Origin of the sequence: Paenirhizobium daejeonense (assembly GCF_014280875.1) — a bacterium.
Taxonomy (GTDB): domain Bacteria; phylum Pseudomonadota; class Alphaproteobacteria; order Rhizobiales; family Rhizobiaceae; genus Allorhizobium; species Allorhizobium daejeonense.
In genome coordinates this window covers 570698-593708 of record NZ_JACLAL010000002.1, presented here as the reverse complement: position 1 = coordinate 593708, position 23011 = coordinate 570698, and the positions used below count along the sequence as shown (strand labels likewise).

Below are 23011 nucleotides of genomic sequence, written 5' to 3'. Positions count from 1 at the left end.
GGCATTTTCGGGTGTTTGGGGTTGGGGTGATGGGGGTGAGCGAGGCGCGATGAAAAGCTATCTAGCGCGATCGCGATAACTGACCACTTTCTCGTCGCTGCTGCCTGTACTTCCGACTTCCCCGCAACACTCAGCTTAGCAGACGGAACCAATCTCTAACAGCCAGCTTTAGCCGGTCGCGTTCATCCGCGGCAAGCGGACAGCAGTGAGCTATCGGCCCTCGTAACAAGTTTAGTTGGTTGAGTACCCGACTTACTGCACCCTTTGATGAAATAATTGGAACAAAAAGATCAAAATTATCAGTAATTATCTGTGATAACTGTCCGAACGTCGTGTAATCGATTGGGTTATCGGATCGCAGCGTTATGGCAGCCTGCTCTTCCTTATTCTTTATGGCTTGAACCTCATTCTTGATGCCGACCGCTACTCGGTCGGTGTTCCACCAATCCGCGCCCTCTGCCTCCGTAAGAGTATCATTTATGAGTTTTCTGATTGAAACTTCCAGGCAGTAGAAGATCTCGTAATACTCAGACATCCAGGACGCATCGTCTCGAATGGATTGCTCGAAATTCGCATAATCCTCGTGCTTTCTAGCCTTCCTTGCCTCTTTTGTCGCCCTCAGGGTTACTCCCTTTTCGCGCTCAATCTTCCGCATTTCAGACGAAATTTGGGCCCCGCTCATACCGAACGCCCGCAGATAGAGATCGGTTTTTTCAGTCATCTGAGCTACTCAGTAGATTTGCTCTAAGGCTTTTAAATATCGCGTTAAAAACCTCGATGTCGGTCGTCTCTGGTAAGTTTAGATTGATGGTGTATCCTAGGTTTAATCTGACGTTTTCGCCTTTCGTCTTCGAAACCATGTCGTGATTGATCTGTGCCTGGGGTGAAATGGAGTAGGCGGCGTCGTTGTATCGGTCGTCGCTACTGGCAGAATTTTCCGGTTCAGAAAAGTCTGCCAAAGAAATCAGATTCCTTAGAGTACTGACTGTGAGACCGAGCGGCCTCGCGTCTTTCGCGTAGCCTGTTTCCTGCATTACTATCTCTTTTAGTGATTTTTCATCGCACTCATGCAGGTACTCGTTACGTTGATATAACGCGCTGTAAGCGCTCTTGATCGCTGTTGCCAATGCGCGTCCTCCGCCGACCCCCCTATACCCTCTATACAGGTCAGTGGGTGTTCCATCTGCCGAGGCGAAACCAAGCCGCTTCAGAAATGTGGTCATTTGGTCCCCAGAACTGCCGGTTATTCCTAGTTTTGTTTTCACAAAGTCTTGCGAAACCTTAGGAGGGGTCGCGGCAGTCTTAATGGCAGCGAATGCCTTAATTATGTTTCCTGGTGAAGCTAGGTAAGGAACGTTACTCATCTGATTTGGCCACCCATCCAAATGCTATCGGCACGATAAGATGCACTCTGCGGTAGAATTCACCGTAAGTGAAGGGTGGCCCAAGTCTGAGTGCTGCGTTTTACCGCTTCTCGTTGCACTCGGTCGTCATGCACCGCGCTCGTTCCGAGCGTCTGCCGCGGCATCCTATCTGTGACCTCGCCGCCTGCCGTTAGCGGCAGTAGATCCTCGGGACAGGCCCGAGGAGGACGGCGGTGGGTGTAGGTGGGCATATGAAAAACCCCGCCAGATCGCTCCGGCGGGGTCCGCATTCCTTCAATCCTCAAGCGCTATCCGCGCTCTCAGAACTCCACGGCCCGGTCGCCATCCTCATCCTGAATGCGGGTCGGCAGGCCGATCTTGTTTAGGAGGTTGATGAACGGCTTCGGCGGAAGTTCCTCGACATTGACCATCTTCTTCGCATCCCATTCACCGGTGGCCACCAGCATGGCTGCTGCAACCGGGGGAACGCCGGCGGTGTAGGAAATGCCCTGGCTGCCGACTTCGTTGAAGGCTTCCTTGTGATCGGCCACGTTGTAGATGAAGACGGTCTTTTCCTTGCCGTCCTTGAAGCCCTTCACATAGTCGCCGATGCAGGTCTTGCCTTCGTAGTCGGGAGCGAGCGATGCCGGGTCGGGCAGGCAGGCCTTGACGACCTTGAGCGGCACGACTTCGGAACCATCGGCGAGCTTGACCGGCTGTTCGGAGAGCAGGCCGATCGACTTCAGCACGGTGAAGACGTTGATGTAGTGATCGCCGAAGCCCATCCAGAAGCGCACGTCGGCGCCATCCATGTTCTTGGCCAGCGAGTGCACTTCGTCATGACCGCAGAGATAGGCGCGGCGGGTGCCGACGACCGGCAGATCGTAGTCCTTGCCGATCTCGAACATCTTGTTGGTCTGCCACTGACCGTTCTGCCAGGAATAGACCACGCCGGTGAATTCGCGGAAGTTGATTTCCGGGTCGAAATTGGTGGCGAAGTACTTGCCATGGCTGCCGGCATTGATGTCGACGATGTCGACGTCGGTGACCTTGTCGAGATACTCATCCTTCGCGAGCTTGGCATAGGCGTTGACGACGCCCGGATCGAAGCCGGCGCCGAGGATGGCGGTGATGCCCTTTTCCTCGCATTCGGCAGCGCGCTTCCACTCGTAGTTGCCATACCACGGCGGGGTCTCGCAGATCTTGTTCGGCTCTTCGTGGATGGCGGTGTCGATATAGGCGACGCCGGTATCCATGCAGGCGCGCAGCACCGACATGTTGAGGAAGGCGGTGCCGACGTTGATGACGATCTGAGAATTGGTCGACTTGATGAGGGCCTTGGTCGCCTCGATATCGAGGGCATCCAGCGCGTGGCCTTCGAGCACGCCGGGCTGTTTCATTGCCTTCTTTTCATGGACCGATGCGATGATGCTGTCGCACTTGGCCTTGGTGCGCGAGGCGATGTTGATATCACCGAGCACATCGTTGTTCTGGGCGCATTTATGCGCCACGACCTGGGCGACGCCACCGGCGCCGATGATAAGCACGTTCTTCTTCATGATGGGGACCAACTCCTTATGTCCAATCGTCAGAAGCCTTACGAGAGGCTTTGTTCGTAGTCCGCGTAGGAAAACTCGCGGACCGTTCTGATGCTGCCATCCAGTTCGCGGATGGCGATTGCCGGCATTTTCACGCCGTTAAACCAGTTTTTCTTGACCATCGTGTATCCGGCGGTGTCCTGGATCGAGATCCGGTCGCCGACATTCAGTTCGTTCGGAAAATCGAACTCGCCGAAGATGTCGCCAGCCAGGCAGGACTTGCCGCAGACCATGTAACGATGTGGTCCCTGGTTGGGATGAACCTTCGCGTTTTCACGATAGATCAGGAGATCCAGCATGTGCGCTTCGATGGACGAATCCACCACGACAAGGTCCTTGCCGTTGTAAAGCTTGTCGAGAACGGTCACTTCCAGCGTGGTCGACCGGGTGATCGAGGCCTCGCCGGGTTCGAGATAGACCTGCACGCCGAATTCGCCGGAGAAGCGCTTCAGACGCTCGGCGAATTTTATCAGCGGATAGTTTTCGCCGGTGAAATGGATGCCGCCACCGAGGCTGACCCAGCCGGCTTTCTTCAGGAGCGGGCCGAACTTCTCCTCGATCGCGGTCAGCATGCGGTCGAACAGGTCGAAATCGCCGTTCTCGCAGTTATTGTGGATCATGAAGCCGGAGATCATGTCCATGACCGGCTCGACCTTGGCCATGTCCCATTCGCCGAGTCGGGAGAAGGGGCGGGCAGGGTCGGCGAGATCGAAGCTCGAGGAGGAGACTCCGGGATTGAGGCGAAGCCCGCGGATGATGCCGGCCGACTGCTTCTCGAAACGCTGCAACTGGCCAATGGTGTTGAAGATGATCTTGTCGGCATGGGACACGACTTCATCGATCTCGTAGTCGGCGTAGGCCACCGAATAGGCGTGGGTTTCCTTGCCGAAACGCTCATGGCCGAGACGGACTTCGTTCAGCGAGGAAGACGTCGTGCCATCCATGTATTCGCGCATCAGGTCGAAGACCGACCATGTGGCGAAGCATTTCAGCGCCAGCAGCGCCTTGGCGCCGGAGAGTTCGCGCAGTTTTGCGATCTTCTCCATGTTCTGCAGGAGCTTCGACTTGTCGATCAGGTAATAGGGGGTCTGTAGCTGCATCTTGGGAACCTGCTCGTTTTCAAGGTGGTGCTGATTTGCCATCGGCATGTGACGGCGACGTGAAACAGGCATCGGGGCATGGCGAGGCGCGCATGAACCGATGTCGATTGAAACCTGGTTCGGATGGTTCAGGAGGGGATGGTAAAGGCCATCCGGCGCGGGACGAGCCGCTTCTGCAGGCCGCCGCGCTGGCGCAGGGCCGTGCGCACAAGCGCTATCGCGATGCGCTTCGTCCTCGTGAAAACGAGACGAAATACCACCGGGAACGCTCCTTTTACGGGCGTCGTAAAGAGTTCTTCCGTTCGGGGGGCATCCAGTCCGACTGGGCCCATCCCCGATTGGAAGAGGGCGTCGCTAGACATGGCGTCCTCTCCAACCAGCAGATGAAACCTGCAACTTGTTGGCCGGCCTATACATGACGCTTCCGGCGAATACAACATGTCATTCGCCGACCCGTGTGCCTGTCAGGTTGCCGGATACGGATGCCGCTTTGCGCTGCAAGTCGCCGGAAGGGGTGTCTCGGTGTCTGTTTTCCCTTTGTGGCCGTACCTTTTTCGACAAACCAGCCTTGCATGCCAGGGCGAATTTTGCTGTTCGATAGCTTTCGAAATCCCGCACCCCGAGTCCGTCATGCTGAAAGACCTTTCCCCCCAAAGTTTCTTCATGGGCTGCCTGACCGCTTTCGTCGGCTTCGCCAGTTCTTTCGCCGTGGTGCTGCAGGGGCTGAAGGGGGTCGGGGCGACCGATTTCGAGGCCGCCTCGGGGCTGATGGCGCTTTCCGTTTCGATGGGGCTTTGCGCCATTGTGCTCAGTGTCTGGACGAAGCTTCCGGTTTCCATCGCTTGGTCCACGCCCGGTGCTGCGCTGCTGGCGACCGCAGGCGTGCCGGAGGGGGGATTTCCGGTTGCTGTCGGTGCGTTTCTGGTTTGCGCCGTTCTGATCATCATCGCCGGCCTGTTCAAGCCTTTGGGCAAGGCCGTTGCCGCCATTCCGGCACCGCTTGCCAATGCCATGCTGTCGGGCGTCATCCTCGGTCTCTGTTTCGCGCCCTTCAAGGCGATCGCCTTCGATCCGCTGCTCGGACTGCCGATCCTTGGCGCCTGGGCGGTGGTTGCGGCCTTCAAGCGGCTCTATGCCGTTCCTGCCGCACTTCTCGCCTTCGTTCTGGTGATGATGTTCGGGGTGGAGCTGCCGGAGGGAGCCATGGCGAATTGGGCCGCATCGCTTGCGCCGCCGATGGAACTGGTGACGCCTGCCTTCACCATGCCATCGCTGATCTCGATTGCGCTGCCGCTCTTCATCGTCACCATGGCGTCGCAGAACATTCCGGGGATCGCGGTGCTGAAGGTCAATCACTACGATCCAAATCCCGGCCCGCTGTTTGCGACGACGGGGTTTTTCTCGTTGCTGTCGGCACCTTTCGGCGGGCATGCCGTCAATCTGGCAGCCATTACGGCGGCCATGTGCGCCGGCGAGGATGCTCATCCGGACCCGAAGAAGCGCTATTGGGCGGCGATCATCGGTGGTGTCGGTTATGTGATTCTCGGCCTTCTGGCCGGAGCCGTGACGGCTTTCGTCTCGCTCGCTCCGCCCATCCTCATTCAGGCCGTTGCCGGGCTTGCGCTGATCGGGGCGTTTTCCGGCTCCGCCCTTGCCGCTTTCAAGGACGCCGAAACGCGCGAAGCGGCGGCGGTCACCTTCCTGATCACGGCTTCCGGCGTGTCGTTCGGTGGCATTTCCGGCGCTTTCTGGGGGCTTGTTGCGGGCGGGCTGATGCTCGGCCTGCTCAATGTCGCCAAGGCCTGGCGGGGCTGAGGCGGGGATATCGGGTGCGTCACACTTGGCCACCTCATGGGCGAACCAATGGGCAAACATACGAATGACGTACTTGCCAACTGCGGCGAAGGGTGGCTATAAGGCTCGCATGAAGATCTCGGGCGAACACATCACCGCTTCATTCGACGCAGGCCGCATTCCGGCCGGTGCGTCGACTCTCGCCCTAAACTCGCTTCTTCTTAGCCTTATCCGCGGTTGCCGGGTCCTTTGAGGAGCGCCCGGCGGCCGGTTAGCCGCGTGGCACAGCTCCTCGGATAAAATCCCAGTTTTGACCATGAACGGCCTGTGATGGCCAAGGCGTCTGTACCAGCCCCAAAATCGAGATGGCGGGCAGATGCGGAAGAGGAAGAAGATGAACGACGCGAGCGCAGCCCACACCATCGTGAAACACGGCATGCCTGATGCAGCGGCCAAGTACCGGCCCTATCCGCAGGTGAACATTCCGGATCGCACCTGGCCCTCGAAGACGATTACCAAGGCACCGATCTGGTGCTCCGTAGACTTGCGCGACGGCAACCAGTCGCTGGTCAATCCCATGGGCCACGACCGCAAGGCCCGCATGTTCCAGCTGTTGCTCGATATGGGCTTCAAGGAAATCGAGATTGGCTTCCCCTCGGCCTCTCAGACCGATTTCGACTTCGCCCGCTGGTGCGTTGAGCAGGGCAATGTGCCTGACGACGTGTCGTTGCAGGTGCTGGTGCAGTGCCGGCCTGAGCTGATTACCCGCACCTTCGAGGCGCTGGAAGGCGCCACGCGTCCGATCATCCATTTTTATAATTCGACCAGCGAGTTGCAGCGCCGCGTGGTGTTCGGCAAGGACGTGGGTGGCATCAAGCAGATCGCCGTCGACGCCGCCAAGATGATTACTGACATGGCTGCGAAGGCCGGTGGCGGCTATCGCTTCCAGTATTCTCCTGAAAGCTTCACCGGCACCGAGCTGGAGGTGGCGCTGGAAATCTCCAACGCCGTCATCGAGATCATCAAGCCGACGCCTGACAACAAGCTGATCCTGAACCTGCCCTCGACCGTCGAGATGTCGACGCCGAACATCTATGCCGACATGATCGAGTGGATGAGCCGCAACATCGACAACCGCGAGAACGTGCTGATCTCGCTGCATCCGCATAACGACCGCGGCACCGGCATCGCCGCGACCGAACTCGGCCTGATGGCTGGTGCTGACCGCGTGGAAGGCACCCTGTTCGGTAATGGCGAGCGCACCGGTAATGTCGACGTCGTGACGCTGGCCCTGAACATGTTCACGCAGGGTGTCGATCCGGAACTGGACTGCTCGGATATCGAGCGGATCAAGGCCGTTTACGAATATTCCAATGAGATGACCATTCCGGAGCGCCATCCTTACGTCGGCGAACTGGTCTACACCGCGTTTTCGGGTTCGCATCAGGATGCCATCAACAAGGGTATGAAGGCGATCAAGCAGTCGAATACCGGCGTGTGGGAAGTGCCCTACCTGCCGATCGATCCGCAGGACGTCGGCCGCACCTACGAGGCGATCATCCGCATCAACTCGCAGTCGGGCAAGGGCGGCATCGCCTACATCCTGCAGCAGGACTACGGCATCAACCTGCCGCGCAACCTGCAGGTCGAGTTCCGCGAGGACATCCAGCGGATCACCGACGAGGAAGGCGTGGAGCTGCCGTCGAAGCGTATCCACGAGCGCTTCATCCAGCGTTATGTCGAACAGCCGGGCGCGCGCCTGAAGTTCGTCGATCACCACACCTACCCGGATACTGCCCAGAAGGGCCGGCGCATCGTTGCCGCCGAGATTACCGACAATGGTGAACTCAAGCGGATCGAGGGGCAGGGAACCGGTCCGATCGACGGCTTCATCAATGCGCTGTCGACCTATCTGGGCATCGATCTCTCGGTGGCCGATTACTCGGAGCATTCGCTGCAGCATGGTTCGAACGCATCGGCCATCGCCTATGTCGAGATGGTGCATCCGGGCGGCAAGTTGTTCGGTGCCGGCATCAACACCAACATCGTGACGGCCTCGCTGGAAGCGATCGTTTCGGCTGCCAACCGGGTGCTCGAAGAGCGGGCTGCGAAGGCCTGACACGTGACGCTTCACGCCGTCATTACCGGTGATCCTCATGCAGCAGTGCCTCTGGTGCTGCTGCATGGTTTCGGCGGCGGTGCCTTTGTCTGGCGTGACGTGATTGACCGGTTGCCGGCAGACCTGCCGGTGATCGCTTACGATCTGCCGGGGCATGCGGGTTCGCTGCATGCTGATGGCATCGGTGGCGCGGGCCGCATGGCCAGAGCCATCTTCTCCGATCTCGACAGACGGGGCATCGGCGCCTTTCATCTTGCCGGCCATTCGCTCGGCGGAGCGGCCGCAGCGCTGATTGCCCTTCGCCAGCCGCAGGCGGTGCCGAGCCTGACCATGGTCGCGCCCGGCGGCTTCGGACCGGAAATCAATCACCGGGTCCTTAAGCGCTTCGGTCTTGCCGATACGGCTGAAGAGCTCCGCTCTGCCTTAGAGATCATGGTCGGCTATAACTTCGATATCCCCGAGACCATGGTTGAGACCACGCTCGATGCGCGCCGTGGGAAAGGTGCGCGGGAGGCCTTGAGCGCCGTCTTTTCGGCAATCGTCTCAGTCCATGGCGAGGCTGGAACGGCTCAAGGTCAGTTGCCGCTTGCCGATATCCTCGCTTTGCCGATGCCGAAGGCATTGCTCTGGGGCCTTGAGGATTGCATCCTGCCGCCGCATCAAAGCGCGGTGTCCGGCAGCAATCTCGCCGTTCATCGTCTTCCGGGGGGCGGTCATATGCTGGTCGATGAATGCCCTGATATCGTGGCCGAAGAAATCCTTCAGACAGTTAAACGCACGGACTGATCCGATTATTGACATTCTACCTGAGCATTTTCTCTTAACCGACAGGTTCTAACTCGATTGAGCGCCTTGAGCGATTGCGGGAAGTAACGTATTGATTTCATAGGTCATCATGTGTCCGAACAAGGTCGGCGGATGATCTGACAGCTTTAAGGCAGGATGTAGATGGCAAGGCAGGCTTCCGGCGCGGCTGCCACGCGCGAATCCCTGGTATTCGCAGCGCTCGAACTTTTCGGCGACTACGGCTACGATGCCGTGTCAACACGCCAGATCGCCGATCATGCGGCCGCCAATATTGGCAGCATAGCCTATCATTTCGGAAGCAAGCCAGGACTTCGGATCGCCTGCATCGAATATGTGATCGCGGTGGTGAAGGAGACGCTCGGCCCGGCTGCATGGCAGCCGCTCCCGGTCAATCTCAGTCCAGACGATGCGCTTGACATGATGGACCGCATGTTCTCGACCTTGCTGCTGATCGGTTCGACGCGGCCGGATGCTGACCAGATCTCGAATTTCATGACCCGGGAACTGGTGATGCCGGGGACGTTCGACGCGTTGCTTTACGACAAACTGGCCGAACCCCTGCACGAACGTTTCTCGCAATTGCTCGCCATCGCCATCGGCCAACCGGGCGAGGGCAAGGATCTTGCCCTGACGGTGTTTTCATTGTTCGGCCAATCGATGTTCTTCCGGTTGTGCAAGCCGGTCATCGTCAAACATATGGATTGGCCGGGTTTCGGGCTGGAACAGGCGCAGGCTGCAAACGTCATCATCTCGCAGAACCTCAAGGCGATCGTCGCCTATCACCGCAAGCTGAACGGGTTCGAGACCTGAAGCGGACGCGTGCTTGCGCGATGCGCCTGTGCAAACACACATCAAACAGGCCGGGACCTATCCAGTCAGAAACTGGTGATGATCACGGCGTAGTTCGGTTCCGCTCTCTGTAAGGCCGTAGCGGTCCCACTGCAGGCGCCAGTTGGCGGGTTCTCCGTTGATGGTGAAAAGATTGTAGCCTGCTGGGGGCTTATGACCGCCCGGGCCTTGGGAGGCAGACGCAATACCCACCACCGGCACGCGCTGTTGTCCGTTGTCGAGCCAGTAGAGCGTATTGAGATGGGTGTGGCCGTGCAATACGAGTTCCGCGCCGCCCGTGGAAATGGCGGCCGCGAAACGCCGGATGCCGATCATCCGCTTGTAGGAGGAGGTGGCGCCGCGAATGGGCGGGTGATGGATCATCACTACCCGAAAGAGGCCTTCCTCGCCGGCCGCCTTCAACAGGTCGGAGGTTTCCCGCGCCTGTCGGGCGCTGAAGAAGCCGCTGGCGGAAAAGGGCGGCGTCGCGATGGAGGTGGAACAGCCGATAAGCGCCACAGGCCCACGCCGGCGGATATAGGGAAAGAGCTTGTGGCCTTCGCGCCAGATCATCGGGTCGTCGTCGCCGCGCATGTAGTCGTACCAGGCCTGCACCGCCTTGTCGTGAGCGCCGGGCACATAGGCATCGTGATTGCCGGGAACGACGGAAGTATCGAGCGGTGCGCCGGTCTCGTGGAGCCATTCCGCTATGCGGCGGATCTCGATGCCCGAGGCGAGATTGACGAGGTCGCCGGTGATGGCGAGATGATCGGGCTCCTGTCGGCGCAGGTCATCGATCACAAGATCGAGCGCATTGGCAAAAAGGTGCTTGCGCCGGTTGCGGTGCCAGTTCACATATCCGGTAATGCGCTTGGAAGCGAGTTCACGGATCGTCAGGTTCGGCAATGGCCCAAGGTGAACGTCGGATATATGCGCGAGCTTGAACATGGTGCTTCTCTTAAAGAGCGCACTTCCTGCGGGCAAGGACAATGACGCAACAGCAAGGAACAGAAGAAGTATCCGGGACAACTACCCGGTTCGTGTTGCGTATTCTGCACAGTTACTTCGCAATCTCGCGCGGCATGACGCTGGGTGTCCGGGCGGCCTGTTTCGACGAAGAGGGCCGGATCTTCCTCGTGCGCCACACCTATGTGCCCGGCTGGTACATGCCGGGCGGTGGGGTGGAGCGCAGGGAAACAGTGCCGCAGGCGCTGGAAAAGGAATTGCGTGAAGAGGGCAATCTGGTGATGACCGAGCCACCGCAGCTCTTTCATGTCTACTACAACAGCAAGGCGAGCGTGCGGGATCACGTCATGCTCTACCGGGCGAAGGTGAGGCAAACTGCTCCACGCCGGCCGGATCGCGAGATCGCCGAATCCGGTTTCTTCGATCTCCATGATCTTCCGGTCGATACCACCACCGCGACCTTGCGGCGTCTGGCGGAGATCAACGGCGAGGTAAACCCCGCCGATATCTGGTGACCGGAAAACTCAGGCGAGCTTTTCTCGCGCATGCGGGCGATTGAAATCAAGAGCCGGGCCGACCGGCACGACGCCTGTCGGGTTGATGGTCTTGTGGCTGCGGTAATAGTGGTCCTTGATGTGGCGCATGTTGACCGTCTCCGCCACGCCCGGCGTCTGGTAGAGATCGCGGAGGTAGGCTGACAGGCTCGGATAATCCTCGATCCTGCGGATATTGCATTTGAAGTGACCGACATAAACAGCGTCGAAGCGGACGAGGGTGGTGAACAGCCGCCAGTCGGCTTCCGTCTGGCTGTTGCCGAACAGGTAGCGCTGTCTGGCCAGCCGCTCTTCCAGCCAGTCGAGGGTTTCGAACAGTGGATAGACGGCGCTCTCATAGGCGGCTTGCGTGGTGGCGAAGCCCGACTTGTAGACGCCGTTGTTGAGGGTATCGTAGACGCGCTTGTTGAGTTCGTCGATCTCGCCGCGCAGTATCTCCGGGTAAAAATCCAGCGTGTTGCCGGTCAGGCCGTTAAAGGCGCTGTTGAACATGCGGATGATCTCGGAGGACTCGTTCGAGACGATAGTGCCCGTCTGCTTGTCCCAGAGGACAGGAACGGTGACGCGACCGCTATAGGCGGGATCGGCCTTCACATAGATTTCCCAGAGCGCGCGCGAGCCGAAGAGGTGGTCGATGGTTGCGCCGTCGCGGTCATGAAATTCCCAACCGTTTTCCAGCATCAGCGGATCCACCACCGAGACGGAAATCAGGTCCTCAAGGCCCTTGAGCTTGCGGAAGATCAGCGTGCGGTGCGCCCAGGGACAGGCGTAGGAGACATAAAGATGATAGCGGTCGGCCTCTGCCTTGAAGCCTGCGCGTCCGGTCGGGCCGGCACTGCCGTCTGCGGTGACCCAGTTGCGAAAAGTCGAATCGCCGCGACGGAAATGTCCAGCGGTTGCCTTGGTGTCGTACCAGACGTCATGCCAGGTACCTTCGATCAGCATGCCCATCGGGTAACTCCTTCTAGTTTCTTCCCGTGTCGTGGGCTGAAAATACGGTTTGGCGCCGCGATTGCGAGACGCGAAAGGATGAACGGTGTGTTTTTCCGTTGGACGGAGAGAAAAAATGCTGCTATCCGGATTTCCACCTCAAGGATGAAGGCCCCATGACCGTACCACGGACCCTGCGACGACGCTGATGCTTCCCGAACGCCCCTAGGCGTTAACGAGAACCCATATCTACGTCTGCTCTGCTGGTTTCGGTCATTTCATGAAAAATCACGACCTCGTCTACCTCACTGAGGATGCGTCGCACGACGCCGTAATCGAACTCATCAACGAAGAAGCATTCGGTCCCGGCCGGTTCACCCGCGCTGCCGCCCGCATTCGGGAGCAGGGACCGCACGACCGGTCGCTTTCCTTCATTTGCGCCGACGACGGCGAGACCATCGCATCGGTTCGGATGACGCCGGTGATAGCTGGCGACGTTAAAGGCCATCTGCTCGGACCTCTTGCCGTGCGGCCCTCGCACAAGAGCAAGGGCATCGGGCGCGAACTGGTCCGTATCGCCATCGAGGCTGCCCGGCGGAAGGGTTCCGAGGCGGTCATTCTCGTCGGTGATCCGCCGTACTACATGCCGCTCGGCTTCGAGAAGGTGGCGTGGAAGGCGCTTGATTTTCCGGGTCCGGTCGATCCCGCGCGGGTTCTGGTGGTGCCGATGGCGGAAGGCGTGCATGAGCGCCTGAAGGGTGTGATCGCCTGGCGGGAATGCCAGTGGAAAGAGCCGGCGTCCGAAGCTGAAACCGAGACGGAAGCTCTCAAAATCGCTTCCTGAGCCAGGTGATGGCGTATTCGCCGCTGAAATTCTCGATCCTGCCACAGATCTCGTAGCCCTGCCGCTGATAAACGCGGCAGGCTTCCGGATTGATGGTGTCGATATAGGCGCCGACGCAGTTGCGCTCCCTTGCTTCTATTTCCGCCCGCTCCAGCAGCTTTCCGGCAAGGCCCTGACCGCGCATATGCTCGGGTACGAACAGCATTTCGGTATAAAGCCAGCCGCGCCCCGTATAGCCGATCAGGCCGCCTTCGATCTTGCCCTCGCCATCCTTCAACGGGATGAATATGTTTTTCCGGTCCGTCGGGCCGAGCATTCCCTCATTGTAGTCGAGAATTCCCTTGCGGATGGTGGCGCGATCCTCGTCTGCGGCACTGTCGAATACTTCCAGTTCCAAAGGCATGGCTAATCCCGGGTCATGTCGTGCAGTCTTGCTCACCGTTTTGCGACGGCGGCATGCAGGATGACAAGAGCAGCGGGTCTCTAAAGTGATCCGAAAACGGCGGAAGGACTATCGTCCTTCGCGCCACCACATGGCGGAGACTGCGAAGAGCAGGACGGCAAGGCCCGCAAAGCCGGCAAACAGGGGCAGGGTGTTTACGCCCTTGAGCACGGTTTCATCCGTGAGGCGGATCAACATGCGCCGGTTATCGGTCACCCGGACCTCGCTGCTGACCGGAACAATGTCCGGCACGCGGATGCCACCATTGCCATTATCGAGGCGCGCGACCATGCCCTTGGCGGCGGCAGCAACGGGCGCCAGCGCCTCGGTGGTGGAAACCATGGCCTTGAATTCCTGCGCATCGACCGCACCTACATGCACCAGCGTCGAGAAATCGCCGTTGCTGACGGTGAACAGGCCGATTTCGTCCATCCGCCGTTCGCCGCGATAGAGTCCGGGAATGGTTTCCGTCAGGTCGAGCGTTTCGGTCTTGCCCGAGGGTGTGCGGATGGTGGCTGGACCCGGCTTGTCGCCGATGGTCTGGCGCGTCACTTCCAGCGTGCGGCCTATGGCGCGCGCCTTCAGCGCTTCTTCTTCCAGTTCCGGTTCCTTCATCAGCCAGTGGGCGATGCGCCGGTAGAGCGAAACATGCGGGCCGCCGCCTTCGAAGCCGCGCGCCCAGAGCCAGCCCTGATCCGACAGCAGCATGGCGACGCGGCCTTCGCCGGAGCGGTTGAGCACCAGCAGCGGACGACCGCCATCCGCCGTCATGACGGTTTCCCCATCGGGATTGGCCACATCGACGCTGCGGAACCAGCGACCCCAGGCCGGCGGTTCGCTTGCGGAGCCATCGAGGCCACGGGTGACCGGGTGGCGTTCGCCTTCCTTGGAAAGGCGCGGATAGAAGGCCGCCTCGTGCATCTCGCCGGTGGGGGTGGCGGGAATGACGGAGGAGAGCGGCGTCAGTGCAATCGAATCCTCGCTTGCCAGTTCCGGGCCGGCCGCGATCAGCAGAGCGCCGCCGCGCTTCACATATTCGGCGATGTAGTCGTAGTAGAGGATCGGCAGGACGTTTTTCCGGTCCTGATAACGGTCGAAAATGATCAGGTCGAAATCGTTGATCTTCTCGACGAACAGTTCGCGGGTCGGGAAGGCGATCAGCGACAATTCGTTGATTGGCGTGCCGTCCTGCTTCTCCGGCGGGCGAAGAATGGTGAAGTGCACCAGATCGACGGAGGCGTCCGACTTCAACAGGTTGCGCCAGGCGCGTTCGCCGGCATGGGGCGAACCTGATACCAGAAGCACCCGCAGGTTTTCGCGAATGCCTTCGATCAGGTGGATGGCCTTGTTGTTGATGTCGGTGACTTCGCCCGGCGCACCGGCGACATCGAACTCAAGCACATTGGTGCCGCCGCGGGGCACCTTGAAGGAAAGCGGCGTATCAACGCCCGGAACAGCATTGAGCCTTGCGATCTCCTCGCCGTTCATCAGTACTGTGACTTCCGCCGGCGCATCCGTCTTCTTGCCATCGTCGAAAACGCGGAAGGTTAGCTCCTGCGGGTCGTTGACAATGCCGAAGCGCGGGGCCTGACGGACTTCGATTCGGCGGTCGAATTCATCCGCTTTGCCGGTTATCAGCGCATGCAGGGGGGCCTCGAAGCCGAGGGACTGGCCGATTGCCGGAATGTCGTGCACCTGACCGTCTGTCAGCATGATCGCGCCGCCGACGCGGGTCGGCGGAACGTCCGTGATGGAAGACGCCAGCGCCTCGAAAAGCCTTGTTGAGGGAGAATCGTTGGTTGGCGGGTTCTTCACCTCGATGATACGCGGCTCGATGCGGGCAAAGCGAGACAGGCGATCGGTCAATGCCTTCAACGCCTCGTCGGTCATGGCCGTGCGTCCGGGCGCTTCCTGGCTCTGGCTGCGGTCGACGATGACGGGGACGATGGTGCTCAGCGGCTCGCGCTCTTCCTGCAACAGCAGCGGATTGGCGAGAGCGGCAAGCACGGCGGCGGAGGCGACGAAGCGGAGGACCGTGCCGCGCACCCGTTTCAGGAGGCCAACCCCCAGCAGCAGCGCGATCAGCACTGCGAGGATTACCAGAACGGACCAAGGAATGAAGGGGGCGAATTCGATCGTCATGTCACTGGCCCAACCGTTCCAGGAGGTCGGGAATGTGCACCTGATCGGCCTTGTAGTTGCCGGTCAGCATGTACATCATGATGTTCACCCCGGCGCGGTAAGACATTTCCCGCTGCATCTCGTCCGGAGGGACGGTCGGCATCATCGGGGCGCCGTTGTCCTCGATTGCCCAGGCGGCGAGCATGTCGTTACCGGTAATCAGGATCGGAGAGACGCCATCGCCTGCGGAGGCGACGGCGCTATCCGCTTTTTTCGCTTCCTGCCTTGCCTCGACCCAGAGGGGGCTGCCGGTGTAGCGGCCGGGGAAATTCGATAGAAGATAGAACGACCGCGCCAGTACGTGGTCGGACGGAACGGGTTCCAGCGGCGGAATGTCGATGGTGGCGAGGATCGCCTGGAGACGCTCTCCATTGGCGCTCGGGCCGGCATCTCCCCCAAGGGCGGAGATCTGGTCGCGGGTATCGAAGAGCACCGTGCCGCCGGCGCGCATATAGGCGTCGATGCGGCTGATGGCGGCGGCCGAGGGCATGGGTGCGGTCGCCGATACCGGCCAGAAGATGATCGGGTAGAAGGACAGCTCGTCCTTGGAAATGTCGAGGCCCACCGGAGGGGCGGGTTCGAGCGTCGTCCGGTAGGTGAGGAAATCGGTGAGGCCTATAAGCCCGCGTTCCGAGATACGGTCCACTTCCGGCTCGCCGGTGATGACATAGGCGAGATGGGTGTTGTCGAGCCGCTCGAGGATCAGTTCGTCGCCGGGTTTCGCATCGGCAGCGAGCAGGTCGTCAGGGAGCATCAGCAATGCGGCTATCGTCATGGCTATACCGGTCGTGGTGGTGCGGCCGGGAAGGCGGGCAAAGACGCCGTTCATGAAAAGCACCACAACACTATCCAGCACGAGCAGGGCAAAGGCGATCGACAGGAGCGCCGGTTTCAGCGGCTTGGCGGCAGAGCCGGCAAGTCGCTCGCGCGAGACCTGCACATTGGCATCCTGAGGAAGCGGGGTCAGTTCGCTGTCCGAAGGCAGAAGGTTCAGGGCGACGAAGCCGTCCTCGGTGCCATAGAGGCCCGGCGGATTGTCGAAGGTAGATGCCAGAGGACGTTTGTTGCCAAGGCTTAAGGGGCGGGCGGTTCCGGCTTCGCTGGTCATGGTGCCCGAAGCCGTCAGCAGGCGATAGGGCGGAAGGGCCGGAGCGGTCGCGTCGCCGCCTTCGGCGGCGGTGCCGACGCGGGAAAGCTGAATGAGGCGGCGGAGCATTTCAACGAAATGGCCGGAGATCGGAAGATCCGACCATGTGGCTTCCGCGCTGACATGGAAAAGCACGATGCGGCCTGCGCCGTTTTCCCGGACGGTGACGAGCGGCGTTCCATCGGCAAGGCTTGCCCAGGTGCGTTCCGCGAGGTCGGGCGTAGGCTCGGCAAGCACCTGTCGCTTGACGAGGATGTCCTGCGGGCGGGCCATGCCGGCGAAGGGACCAAAGCGCGGGAAATCCGCCAGTGGCTGGGGCTCTGCCCATGACAGGGCGCCGCCGAGTGCGCGCTCGCCCTGACGCAGGATGACGGGAAGCAGGGGGTCGCCAGAGGGGGCGGCGGCAAGACGCGGGCCGGCAAAGCGGATCAGCGTTCCCCCGCGCGAAATCCAGCGCTGCAGCGGATCATAGACTTCAGCAGGCAGACGACCGACATCGGCGAGCACGATGACGGAGGGATTGCGCGACAGGAACTCCGGAATCGACACGGCAAGATCCGTGACGTCGGGCTTCATCAGATCGGCATAGGGGGCAAGCGCGCGTTCGATGTAATAGAGCGGCGAAAGCAGCGGCTGGAATTCGTCGCCTGCCTCGCCGGAGATCAGCGCGACACGGCGACGGCGGAAGCCGTCGTCCAGCAGATGCGTGGCGCCGGCGGTGCCGAGGCCGACGACGGAGAGCCGGGCGAAATCGTTACGCAGTTCGAACGGTGCGTTTACCGCAGCCTTTGCCACGTTTTCTCCACTGCGGAAATTGGCCATGCCGGTAGCGATCACGCGGCCCTGCCTATCCTGCGCCTCGATGTTCACGCTGGCCGCGCTATTCGTTGAAAGCCGGGAAAGGTTGACTTCCAGAGCGTTGGATCCGTTGGTCGCGCCGGTGATGGCGACTGCTGCCTTGCCGTCACCCTCGGCCAGCCTGAACTGATAGGGCGAAAGGGCCGCGAGGTCGGCCATGGTCGTGTCATTCTCACGCGACGAAAGGCCGTCGGAGAAGAAGACAAGCGTGCCGGGGCGGGTGGACTGGAGTGCTTCTCTGAGCGCACCGATGGCGCGCTCGCGGTCGGGCCGCAAAGGCTTCGGCGCGGCTGCATGCAGTCTTTCGAGCGCGGTGCTGGCGGCAACGGGCACGGGATCGTGACTTGGATCGGCGGTGAATACGAGCGATACCGGCAGGCTCGCGTCGGACGCGTCACCGATCAGCGCCTCGGCGGTCGCGATCCGGCGGTCCCAGTCGGTCGATGTCGACCAGCCGTTGTCGATGACGAGAACCAGCGGGCCATCGCCCGATACGGAGGCGTTGCGAGGGTTCATCACCGGATCGGCGAGCGCGAAGATCGCAAGCGCGGTAATCGCCATACGCAACAGGGTCAGCCACCACGGGCTTCTCGACGGCGTTTCCTCCCGCTTGAGGACCGAGGCCAAAATCCCGAGCGGCGGAAACACCTCCGCCTTGGGGCGCGGCGGGGTGAGCTTGAGCAGCCACCAGATCAATGGCAGGGCGGCAAGGGCAATCAGAACGGCAGGGGCGGCGAAGGCAAAGGGCAAAGCGCTCATGAGGCATTGCTCCTACTCACGCGTGGCGGCGTGCCCGAGAGATACATGTGAACGGCGACCAGTGCCTCGGAGGCCAGGCGGTCGGTGCGGTGGGGCACGAAGCTCCAACCCAATCGACGCAGCGCTTCGCCGAGATTGTCGCGGCGGGCGAGATAGGCGCGGCGGTAATCTTCGCGCAGGCTCTCGGCACGTCCGGATGTCAGCTTTTCGCCGGTTTCAGGGTCGGTGAACTCGGTGCGGCCGGTATAGGGGAAGCTTTCCTCTGCCGGGTCTGCGATCTCGACCACGTGGCCACGCAGGCCGCGACGGGCAAGCGGGCCGATACGATCCATGATGCGGTCGGCGTCATCGAGGAAGTCGCCGATCAGAACGATATCGCTCATGCCGCGGATCATGCCGGTATCCGGCAGGCCGCTGGTCGCCGGCGCATGAATGAGCGCTGCGGCGAGCCGTTCGGCGGCGTTGCGGGCGGAAACCGGCTCCATGACGCCAGGGCAACCGATGCGCTCGCCTGACCGGGCAAGGATTTCGGCAAGCGCCAGCATCAGCACCAGCGCGCGGCTTTCCTTCGAAACGGAAGCAAGCGTCGACTTGTACATCATCGAGGGCGACATGTCGGCCCACAGCCAGATCGTATGAGCTGCCTGCCATTCGTGGTCGCGGATATAGGTGTGGTCGTCGCGAGCGGAGCGCCGCCAGTCGATTCGGGTGAAGCTCTCGCCTTCCGAATAGGGGCGAAACTGCCAGAAGTTTTCCCCGATGCCGCGCTTCCGGCGACCATGCCAGCCGGCGATCACGGTGTTGGCGATGCGGCGGGCCTCGACCATGCAATCGGGCACGAGGGCTGCGCGCTGACGGGCGCGGCTCAACGCATCGCTGCTCGGGGTCTGCTCGACGATCTGGCCAATGCTTGCCACGAGCCCCTAGCCTTTCTCAGCCGCGAGCACGGCTGACGAGGCCAGCGATGACATCGCGCACCGACATGCCTTCCGCGCGGGCCGAGAATGCGAGCGCCATGCGGTGTTCGAGGACCGGTTCGGCTAGCGCGTAAACGTCATCGAGCGACGGCGCGAGGCGACCCTCGTAGAGCGCGCGGGCACGGGCGCAGAGCATCAGCGCCTGACCGGCGCGCGGGCCGGGACCCCAGGCGACGTTCTTGTCGGTTTCCGCATTTCCCTGACCGGGGCGGGCGGAGCGGACAAGCGACAGGATCGCATCCACAACGCCTTCGGAAACCGGCATCTGGCGGATGAGCTTCTGGATCTCGATCAGCCGTTCGGCCGTTACGACGCTGGTTGCCCGCGCTTCGGAAAGGCCGGTGGTTTCGAGCAGGATCTGGCGTTCGGCGGCAAGCCCCGGATAACCGACATCGACCTGCAGCAGGAAGCGGTCGAGCTGGGCTTCCGGTAGCGGATAGGTGCCCTCCTGTTCCAGCGGGTTCTGCGTGGCGAGCACATGGAACGGGGAGGGAAGGTTATAGGCCTGCCCGGCGATGGTGACGTGGTACTCCTGCATGGACTGCAGAAGCGCCGACTGGGTGCGCGGGCTGGCTCGGTTGATTTCGTCGGCCATCAGAAGCTGGGCGAAGACCGGTCCCTTGACGAAGCGGAAGGAGCGCCGGCCGTTTTCGCCCTGGTCCATCACCTCGGTGCCGAGGATATCGGATGGCATCAGGTCCGGCGTGAACTGGATGCGGTTGGCGTCGAGCCCCAGAACGGTGCCGAGGGTGGTGACGAGCTTGGTCTTGGCGAGGCCCGGAACCCCGACCAGCAGCGCATGGCCACCCGACAGGATGGCCAGAAGCGTGTTCTCGACCACCTTTTCCTGGCCGAAGATGACCTTGGAGACTTCGCCGCGAATGGTGGCAATATCAGCCAGCGCCTTTTCAGCGGCTGCAATGATGGCCTTTTCATCGAGGGGGGCTTCGGGCACAGGCATCATTCCCATGGTCTTCTCCATCTCATGCGGCCATTGAGACGAATCGCGCCTCATACGCAACCGCCATTTTTAGAACTAACTTATTCCCGAACGGGCGGCTGACAAGCGCGATTCAAATGACTATCTCGTGACTGTAATGGATTAGAGGTAAACCGGGACGCAAAGATGGCAGGCGACACGCTGAAAGCGACGACGGATGCGGCAGGGCTCGCCGCGTTGATCGCCCGTGCCGGCGAGCAGACCGCCGGGGGCAAGAACGGGCTCCCGCCCGTCGAGCGCTGGGAACCGCCGTTTTGTGGCGATATCGACATGGAGATCCGGGCCGACGGAACATGGTTCTACATGGGGACGCCGATCGGACGCGCGCCGCTGGTGCGGCTTTTCTCGACCGTCCTTCGCAAGGATGAGGATGGGAAAACCTATCTCGTCACACCGGTGGAAAAGGTGGGGATCCGGGTCGAGGACGCACCTTTCGTCGCCGTCGAGATGAGCGTGGATATACGTGACGACGAACCGGTGCTGGTTTTTCGCACCAATGTCGGAGATGTGGTCGAGGCGGGTGCGGCGCATCCGCTGCGTTTCATCATCGCTGGTGAAAATCAGGAATTGAAGCCCTATCTGCATGTGCGGGGCCGGCTTGAGGCGTTGGTTTCGCGGGCCGTGATGTACGATCTCGTCGAGCTTGGCGAGGTCTTGTCGGTCGAGGGTCGGGATATGTTCTGCCTTCGCTCCGATGGTGCGGTTTTTCCGGTCATGCCGGCCGAAGAGCTGGAGCGGCTTTCGCAATGATCGTTGGCACTTCGGAGACTTCGGCGCTCTTTAGCGCGCAGGATTTCAGGCAACGTGCCCTGAACCAGATCGGCGCGCCGATCGAACATGCATGGCGCGACCATGGCGACCATCTCCTCAATCCGCAGACCGTTCTGGAAAACGAGGGGCTCAAGCTCAAGGATGCCGCCGTGCTCGTGCCCGTTGTGGACGATCCGGACGGCGCCAAGATCATCCTGACCCAGCGGACGACCAGGCTGCGCAAGCATGCCGGACAGATCGCCTTTCCGGGTGGCGGGATCGACGAGGATGACAAATCGCCCGAGATCGCGGCGCTTCGCGAGGCGGAGGAGGAGATCGGGCTTGAGCCTTCCTTCGTCGAAACGGTCGGGCGGCTGCCGCAATATCTCTCGGGAACCGGTTTTCGCATCATTCCCGTTCTTTCCGTTGTCCAGCGCGGCTTCACCATCACGCCCAATCCGGCCGAGGTGGAAGAGGTCTTCGAGGTGCCTCTTTCGTTCCTTATGGATCCCGCCAACCACCTGCGCGACAGTAAGGCCTGGCAGGGGATCGTCAGGCATTTCTATGTGATGCCCTATGGCGAGCGCTACATCTGGGGCATTACTGCCGGCATTATCCGGACGCTTTATGAAAGGCTTTATGCATGACCAATCTCTCGTCGGAAGCCTGGTTCCGCGATCCTGCGCTGACAAGGCTTTTCGCGCTGCTCAATGCCGATGGCGGCGAGGTCCGGGTGGTCGGTGGCGCGGTGCGCAACAGTCTGATGGGCGTACCGGTCGGCGATGTCGATCTTGCCACGACGCTGCTGCCCGAGGTCGTCGTCGAGCGTGCGAACGCGGCCGGTATCAAGGCGGTTCCGACCGGCATCGAGCACGGCACGGTGACGCTGGTGATCGATGGCGTGGGTTTCGAGGTGACGACGCTCCGGCGCGATGTGGAGACCGACGGGCGGCGTGCGCAGGTCGCTTTCGGGACCGACTGGCAGGTGGATGCCGAACGTCGCGACCTGACGATCAATGCGCTTTATGTCGATGTACGGGGTGAGGTGATTGACCTTATCGGCGGTCTTGCGGACATCGAGACAAAGACCGTGCGCTTCATCGGCGATGCGGATACGCGGATTGCCGAGGACTATCTCCGGGTTCTGCGGTTCTTCCGGTTCTTCGCCCATTATGGCGGTGGACGGCCGGATGCGGCGGGGCTGAAAGCCTGCGCTCGGGCGAAGGACCAACTGAAGACCCTCTCTGCCGAGCGGGTATGGTCCGAGATGAAGAAACTGTTGACCGCAGCCGATCCCGGCCGGGCGCTTCTCTGGATGCGTCAGTCCGGTGTGCTCACGGAAATTCTTCCCGAGACAGAGAAGTGGGGCATCGATGCGATCCCGGGTCTGATTGCGGCGGAGCGTGCGTTCGGGTGGACGCCGGAGCCGCTGCTGCGGCTTGCCTCGATAGTGCCCAAGGACGTCCAGCGCCTCGCGGGGCTTTCCGAGCGGCTGCGTCTGTCTAGGGCGGAGGCGGTCTATCTGGAACGTTTCGCGCTTGCGCCGAAGCCTGCTGAAGCCGTGACGGACGCAGTCTTCACCCGCGATCTCTACCGCTTCGGCACGGAGGGGATTATCGCCGTCATAAAGCTGGAGCTGGCTGGCGCTAGGGCCGGCGCCGAAGGCAATCCAAAAGCCATGGCGCGGGCAGGGCGGCTTTCTGTCTTGCTTGACAGGGCACAGAAATACGAGCGTCCACGCTTTCCGCTCGGCGGCAGTGATGTAATTGCTGCGGGTGCAGATGCCGGCCCGAAAGTCGGCGAGGCGTTGCGCAAGCTCGAGGATGAATGGATATCGTCCAGTTTCTCCATGGACCGGGCGAAGCTTCTCGCCCGGCTTCCAGAGATCCTCAAGTCCTGACGCAAGTCGTTGACAAACCGATTCAGGTGTATCGTTTTCTGATTCAGTTTTGGACGCCAAGCTGCCGAAAAGACTTGTTTTTGTGGTTTCTTC

At 60.9% G+C, this 23011-nt stretch carries 21 protein-coding genes; 9 read left to right on the top strand and 12 right to left on the bottom strand.

The features are described 5' to 3' along the window. Positions 1-130: 130 nt before the first annotated feature. From H4I99_RS06365 to H4I99_RS24675, 5 genes are all read right to left on the bottom strand, one after another. Positions 131-721: a Swt1 family HEPN domain-containing protein gene (locus H4I99_RS06365; protein WP_163900192.1), complete on the bottom strand. Its 591-nt coding sequence runs from the start codon at positions 719-721 to the stop codon at positions 131-133. Continuing rightward, entirely contained in the window at positions 714-1364 is a 651-nt protein-coding gene (locus H4I99_RS06360) for a DUF5343 domain-containing protein (protein ID WP_163900190.1), read from the bottom strand. The genes H4I99_RS06365 and H4I99_RS06360 overlap by 8 nt, the downstream gene beginning before the upstream one ends. A gap of 320 nt (positions 1365-1684) precedes the next feature. Next, positions 1685-2923 carry a saccharopine dehydrogenase family protein gene (locus tag H4I99_RS06355; RefSeq protein ID WP_163900188.1) on the bottom strand — a complete coding sequence of 413 codons (1239 nt, stop codon included), beginning with the start codon at positions 2921-2923 and terminating at the stop codon, positions 1685-1687. A 38-nt stretch (positions 2924-2961) separates the two neighbouring features. Beyond that, positions 2962-4062: a carboxynorspermidine decarboxylase gene (locus H4I99_RS06350; RefSeq protein ID WP_163900186.1), complete on the bottom strand. Its 1101-nt coding sequence runs from the start codon at positions 4060-4062 to the stop codon at positions 2962-2964. Positions 4063-4190: 128 nt separating this feature from the next. Then, a complete protein-coding gene (locus H4I99_RS24675; protein ID WP_257791081.1) occupies positions 4191-4322 on the bottom strand; it encodes a hypothetical protein in 132 nt (43 codons plus the stop codon). A 370-nt stretch (positions 4323-4692) separates the two neighbouring features. Here H4I99_RS24675 and H4I99_RS06345 point away from each other — a divergent pair, with 370 nt between their 5' ends. From H4I99_RS06345 to H4I99_RS06330, 4 genes are all read left to right on the top strand, one after another. Further along, positions 4693-5877, top strand: coding sequence for a benzoate/H(+) symporter BenE family transporter (locus tag H4I99_RS06345; protein ID WP_163900184.1), 1185 nt, complete (start codon positions 4693-4695; stop codon positions 5875-5877). A 373-nt stretch (positions 5878-6250) separates the two neighbouring features. After that, the gene (gene leuA / locus H4I99_RS06340; RefSeq protein WP_163900182.1) at positions 6251-7975 is read left to right on the top strand and encodes a 2-isopropylmalate synthase; all 1725 of its coding nucleotides are present in this window, start codon (positions 6251-6253) and stop codon (positions 7973-7975) included. Positions 7976-7978: 3 nt separating this feature from the next. After that, positions 7979-8761, top strand: a complete 783-nt coding sequence (locus H4I99_RS06335; RefSeq protein ID WP_163900181.1) for an alpha/beta fold hydrolase — start codon at positions 7979-7981, stop codon at positions 8759-8761. Between the two features lie 162 nt (positions 8762-8923). Then, entirely contained in the window at positions 8924-9592 is a 669-nt protein-coding gene (locus H4I99_RS06330; protein WP_163900179.1) for a CerR family C-terminal domain-containing protein, read from the top strand. Between the two features lie 57 nt (positions 9593-9649). Here H4I99_RS06330 and H4I99_RS06325 read toward each other — a convergent pair whose 3' ends face one another. Continuing rightward, a complete protein-coding gene (locus H4I99_RS06325; protein WP_163900177.1) occupies positions 9650-10558 on the bottom strand; it encodes a metallophosphoesterase family protein in 909 nt (302 codons plus the stop codon). A 41-nt stretch (positions 10559-10599) separates the two neighbouring features. On the opposite strand from H4I99_RS06325, the gene H4I99_RS06320 reads away from it, so the two are divergent. Beyond that, positions 10600-11091, top strand: coding sequence for an NUDIX domain-containing protein (locus H4I99_RS06320; RefSeq protein WP_163900175.1), 492 nt, complete (start codon positions 10600-10602; stop codon positions 11089-11091). 9 nt (positions 11092-11100) lie between these two features. On the opposite strand, the gene H4I99_RS06315 is transcribed toward H4I99_RS06320, so the two are convergent. Beyond that, a complete protein-coding gene (locus H4I99_RS06315) occupies positions 11101-12081 on the bottom strand; it encodes a glutathione S-transferase family protein (RefSeq protein WP_163900173.1) in 981 nt (326 codons plus the stop codon). A 259-nt stretch (positions 12082-12340) separates the two neighbouring features. Between H4I99_RS06315 and H4I99_RS06310 the strand changes: the two genes are divergently transcribed. Next, positions 12341-12904 carry a GNAT family N-acetyltransferase gene (locus H4I99_RS06310; protein ID WP_163900171.1) on the top strand — a complete coding sequence of 188 codons (564 nt, stop codon included), beginning with the start codon at positions 12341-12343 and terminating at the stop codon, positions 12902-12904. Here H4I99_RS06310 and H4I99_RS06305 read toward each other — a convergent pair. The 5 genes from H4I99_RS06305 to H4I99_RS06285 all read right to left on the bottom strand — a co-directional run bounded on the left by H4I99_RS06305 (position 12888) and on the right by H4I99_RS06285 (position 20238). After that, on the bottom strand, positions 12888-13307 hold the full coding sequence (locus tag H4I99_RS06305) for a GNAT family N-acetyltransferase (protein WP_163900170.1): 420 nt from the start codon (positions 13305-13307) through the stop codon (positions 12888-12890). The two genes, H4I99_RS06310 and H4I99_RS06305, sit on opposite strands and share 17 nt — an antisense overlap. A 108-nt stretch (positions 13308-13415) precedes the next feature. Next, positions 13416-15488 (bottom strand): hypothetical protein, encoded by a 2073-nt coding sequence (locus H4I99_RS06300; RefSeq protein ID WP_163900168.1) that lies wholly within the window; start codon positions 15486-15488, stop codon positions 13416-13418. 1 nt (position 15489) lies between these two features. Next, positions 15490-18291, bottom strand: coding sequence for a DUF4159 domain-containing protein (locus tag H4I99_RS06295; protein ID WP_163900166.1), 2802 nt, complete (start codon positions 18289-18291; stop codon positions 15490-15492). Continuing rightward, entirely contained in the window at positions 18288-19208 is a 921-nt protein-coding gene (locus tag H4I99_RS06290; RefSeq protein ID WP_163900164.1) for a DUF58 domain-containing protein, read from the bottom strand. Before H4I99_RS06290 ends, H4I99_RS06295 begins: the two co-directional genes overlap by 4 nt. Positions 19209-19224: 16 nt before the next feature. Then, a complete protein-coding gene (locus H4I99_RS06285; protein ID WP_163900162.1) occupies positions 19225-20238 on the bottom strand; it encodes an AAA family ATPase in 1014 nt (337 codons plus the stop codon). Positions 20239-20394: 156 nt separating this feature from the next. Between H4I99_RS06285 and H4I99_RS06280 the strand changes: the two genes are divergently transcribed. Genes H4I99_RS06280 through H4I99_RS06270 form a run of 3 tightly spaced genes read left to right on the top strand, consistent with a single transcriptional unit; the run spans position 20395 to position 22918 of the window. Next, positions 20395-21018 (top strand): DUF1285 domain-containing protein, encoded by a 624-nt coding sequence (locus tag H4I99_RS06280; protein WP_163900161.1) that lies wholly within the window; start codon positions 20395-20397, stop codon positions 21016-21018. Further along, positions 21015-21665 carry a CoA pyrophosphatase gene (locus H4I99_RS06275; RefSeq protein ID WP_163900159.1) on the top strand — a complete coding sequence of 217 codons (651 nt, stop codon included), beginning with the start codon at positions 21015-21017 and terminating at the stop codon, positions 21663-21665. Before H4I99_RS06280 ends, H4I99_RS06275 begins: the two co-directional genes overlap by 4 nt. After that, positions 21662-22918 (top strand): CCA tRNA nucleotidyltransferase, encoded by a 1257-nt coding sequence (locus H4I99_RS06270; RefSeq protein WP_163900157.1) that lies wholly within the window; start codon positions 21662-21664, stop codon positions 22916-22918. The genes H4I99_RS06275 and H4I99_RS06270 overlap by 4 nt, the downstream gene beginning before the upstream one ends. Positions 22919-23011 lie beyond the last annotated feature (93 nt).

What these genes read in the sequence shown, in the direction of transcription:
- H4I99_RS06310 (WP_163900171.1), top strand. Translation starts at nt 12,341, where the DNA reads ATGAAAAATCACGACCTCGTCTACCTCACTGAGGATGCGTCGCACGAC.
- H4I99_RS06295 (WP_163900166.1), bottom strand. Translation starts at nt 18,291, where the DNA reads ATGAGCGCTTTGCCCTTTGCCTTCGCCGCCCCTGCCGTTCTGATTGCC.
- H4I99_RS06305 (WP_163900170.1), bottom strand. Translation starts at nt 13,307, where the DNA reads ATGCCTTTGGAACTGGAAGTATTCGACAGTGCCGCAGACGAGGATCGC.
- H4I99_RS06275 (WP_163900159.1), top strand. Translation starts at nt 21,015, where the DNA reads ATGATCGTTGGCACTTCGGAGACTTCGGCGCTCTTTAGCGCGCAGGAT.
- H4I99_RS06325 (WP_163900177.1), bottom strand. Translation starts at nt 10,558, where the DNA reads ATGTTCAAGCTCGCGCATATATCCGACGTTCACCTTGGGCCATTGCCG.
- H4I99_RS06330 (WP_163900179.1), top strand. Translation starts at nt 8,924, where the DNA reads ATGGCAAGGCAGGCTTCCGGCGCGGCTGCCACGCGCGAATCCCTGGTA.
- H4I99_RS06355 (WP_163900188.1), bottom strand. Translation starts at nt 2,923, where the DNA reads ATGAAGAAGAACGTGCTTATCATCGGCGCCGGTGGCGTCGCCCAGGTC.
- H4I99_RS06285 (WP_163900162.1), bottom strand. Translation starts at nt 20,238, where the DNA reads ATGGGAATGATGCCTGTGCCCGAAGCCCCCCTCGATGAAAAGGCCATC.
- H4I99_RS06270 (WP_163900157.1), top strand. Translation starts at nt 21,662, where the DNA reads ATGACCAATCTCTCGTCGGAAGCCTGGTTCCGCGATCCTGCGCTGACA.
- leuA (WP_163900182.1), top strand. Translation starts at nt 6,251, where the DNA reads ATGAACGACGCGAGCGCAGCCCACACCATCGTGAAACACGGCATGCCT.
- H4I99_RS06350 (WP_163900186.1), bottom strand. Translation starts at nt 4,062, where the DNA reads ATGCAGCTACAGACCCCCTATTACCTGATCGACAAGTCGAAGCTCCTG.
- H4I99_RS06360 (WP_163900190.1), bottom strand. Translation starts at nt 1,364, where the DNA reads ATGAGTAACGTTCCTTACCTAGCTTCACCAGGAAACATAATTAAGGCA.
- H4I99_RS06320 (WP_163900175.1), top strand. Translation starts at nt 10,600, where the DNA reads ATGACGCAACAGCAAGGAACAGAAGAAGTATCCGGGACAACTACCCGG.
- H4I99_RS06300 (WP_163900168.1), bottom strand. Translation starts at nt 15,488, where the DNA reads ATGACGATCGAATTCGCCCCCTTCATTCCTTGGTCCGTTCTGGTAATC.
- H4I99_RS06345 (WP_163900184.1), top strand. Translation starts at nt 4,693, where the DNA reads ATGCTGAAAGACCTTTCCCCCCAAAGTTTCTTCATGGGCTGCCTGACC.
- H4I99_RS06365 (WP_163900192.1), bottom strand. Translation starts at nt 721, where the DNA reads ATGACTGAAAAAACCGATCTCTATCTGCGGGCGTTCGGTATGAGCGGG.
- H4I99_RS06315 (WP_163900173.1), bottom strand. Translation starts at nt 12,081, where the DNA reads ATGGGCATGCTGATCGAAGGTACCTGGCATGACGTCTGGTACGACACC.
- H4I99_RS06280 (WP_163900161.1), top strand. Translation starts at nt 20,395, where the DNA reads ATGGCAGGCGACACGCTGAAAGCGACGACGGATGCGGCAGGGCTCGCC.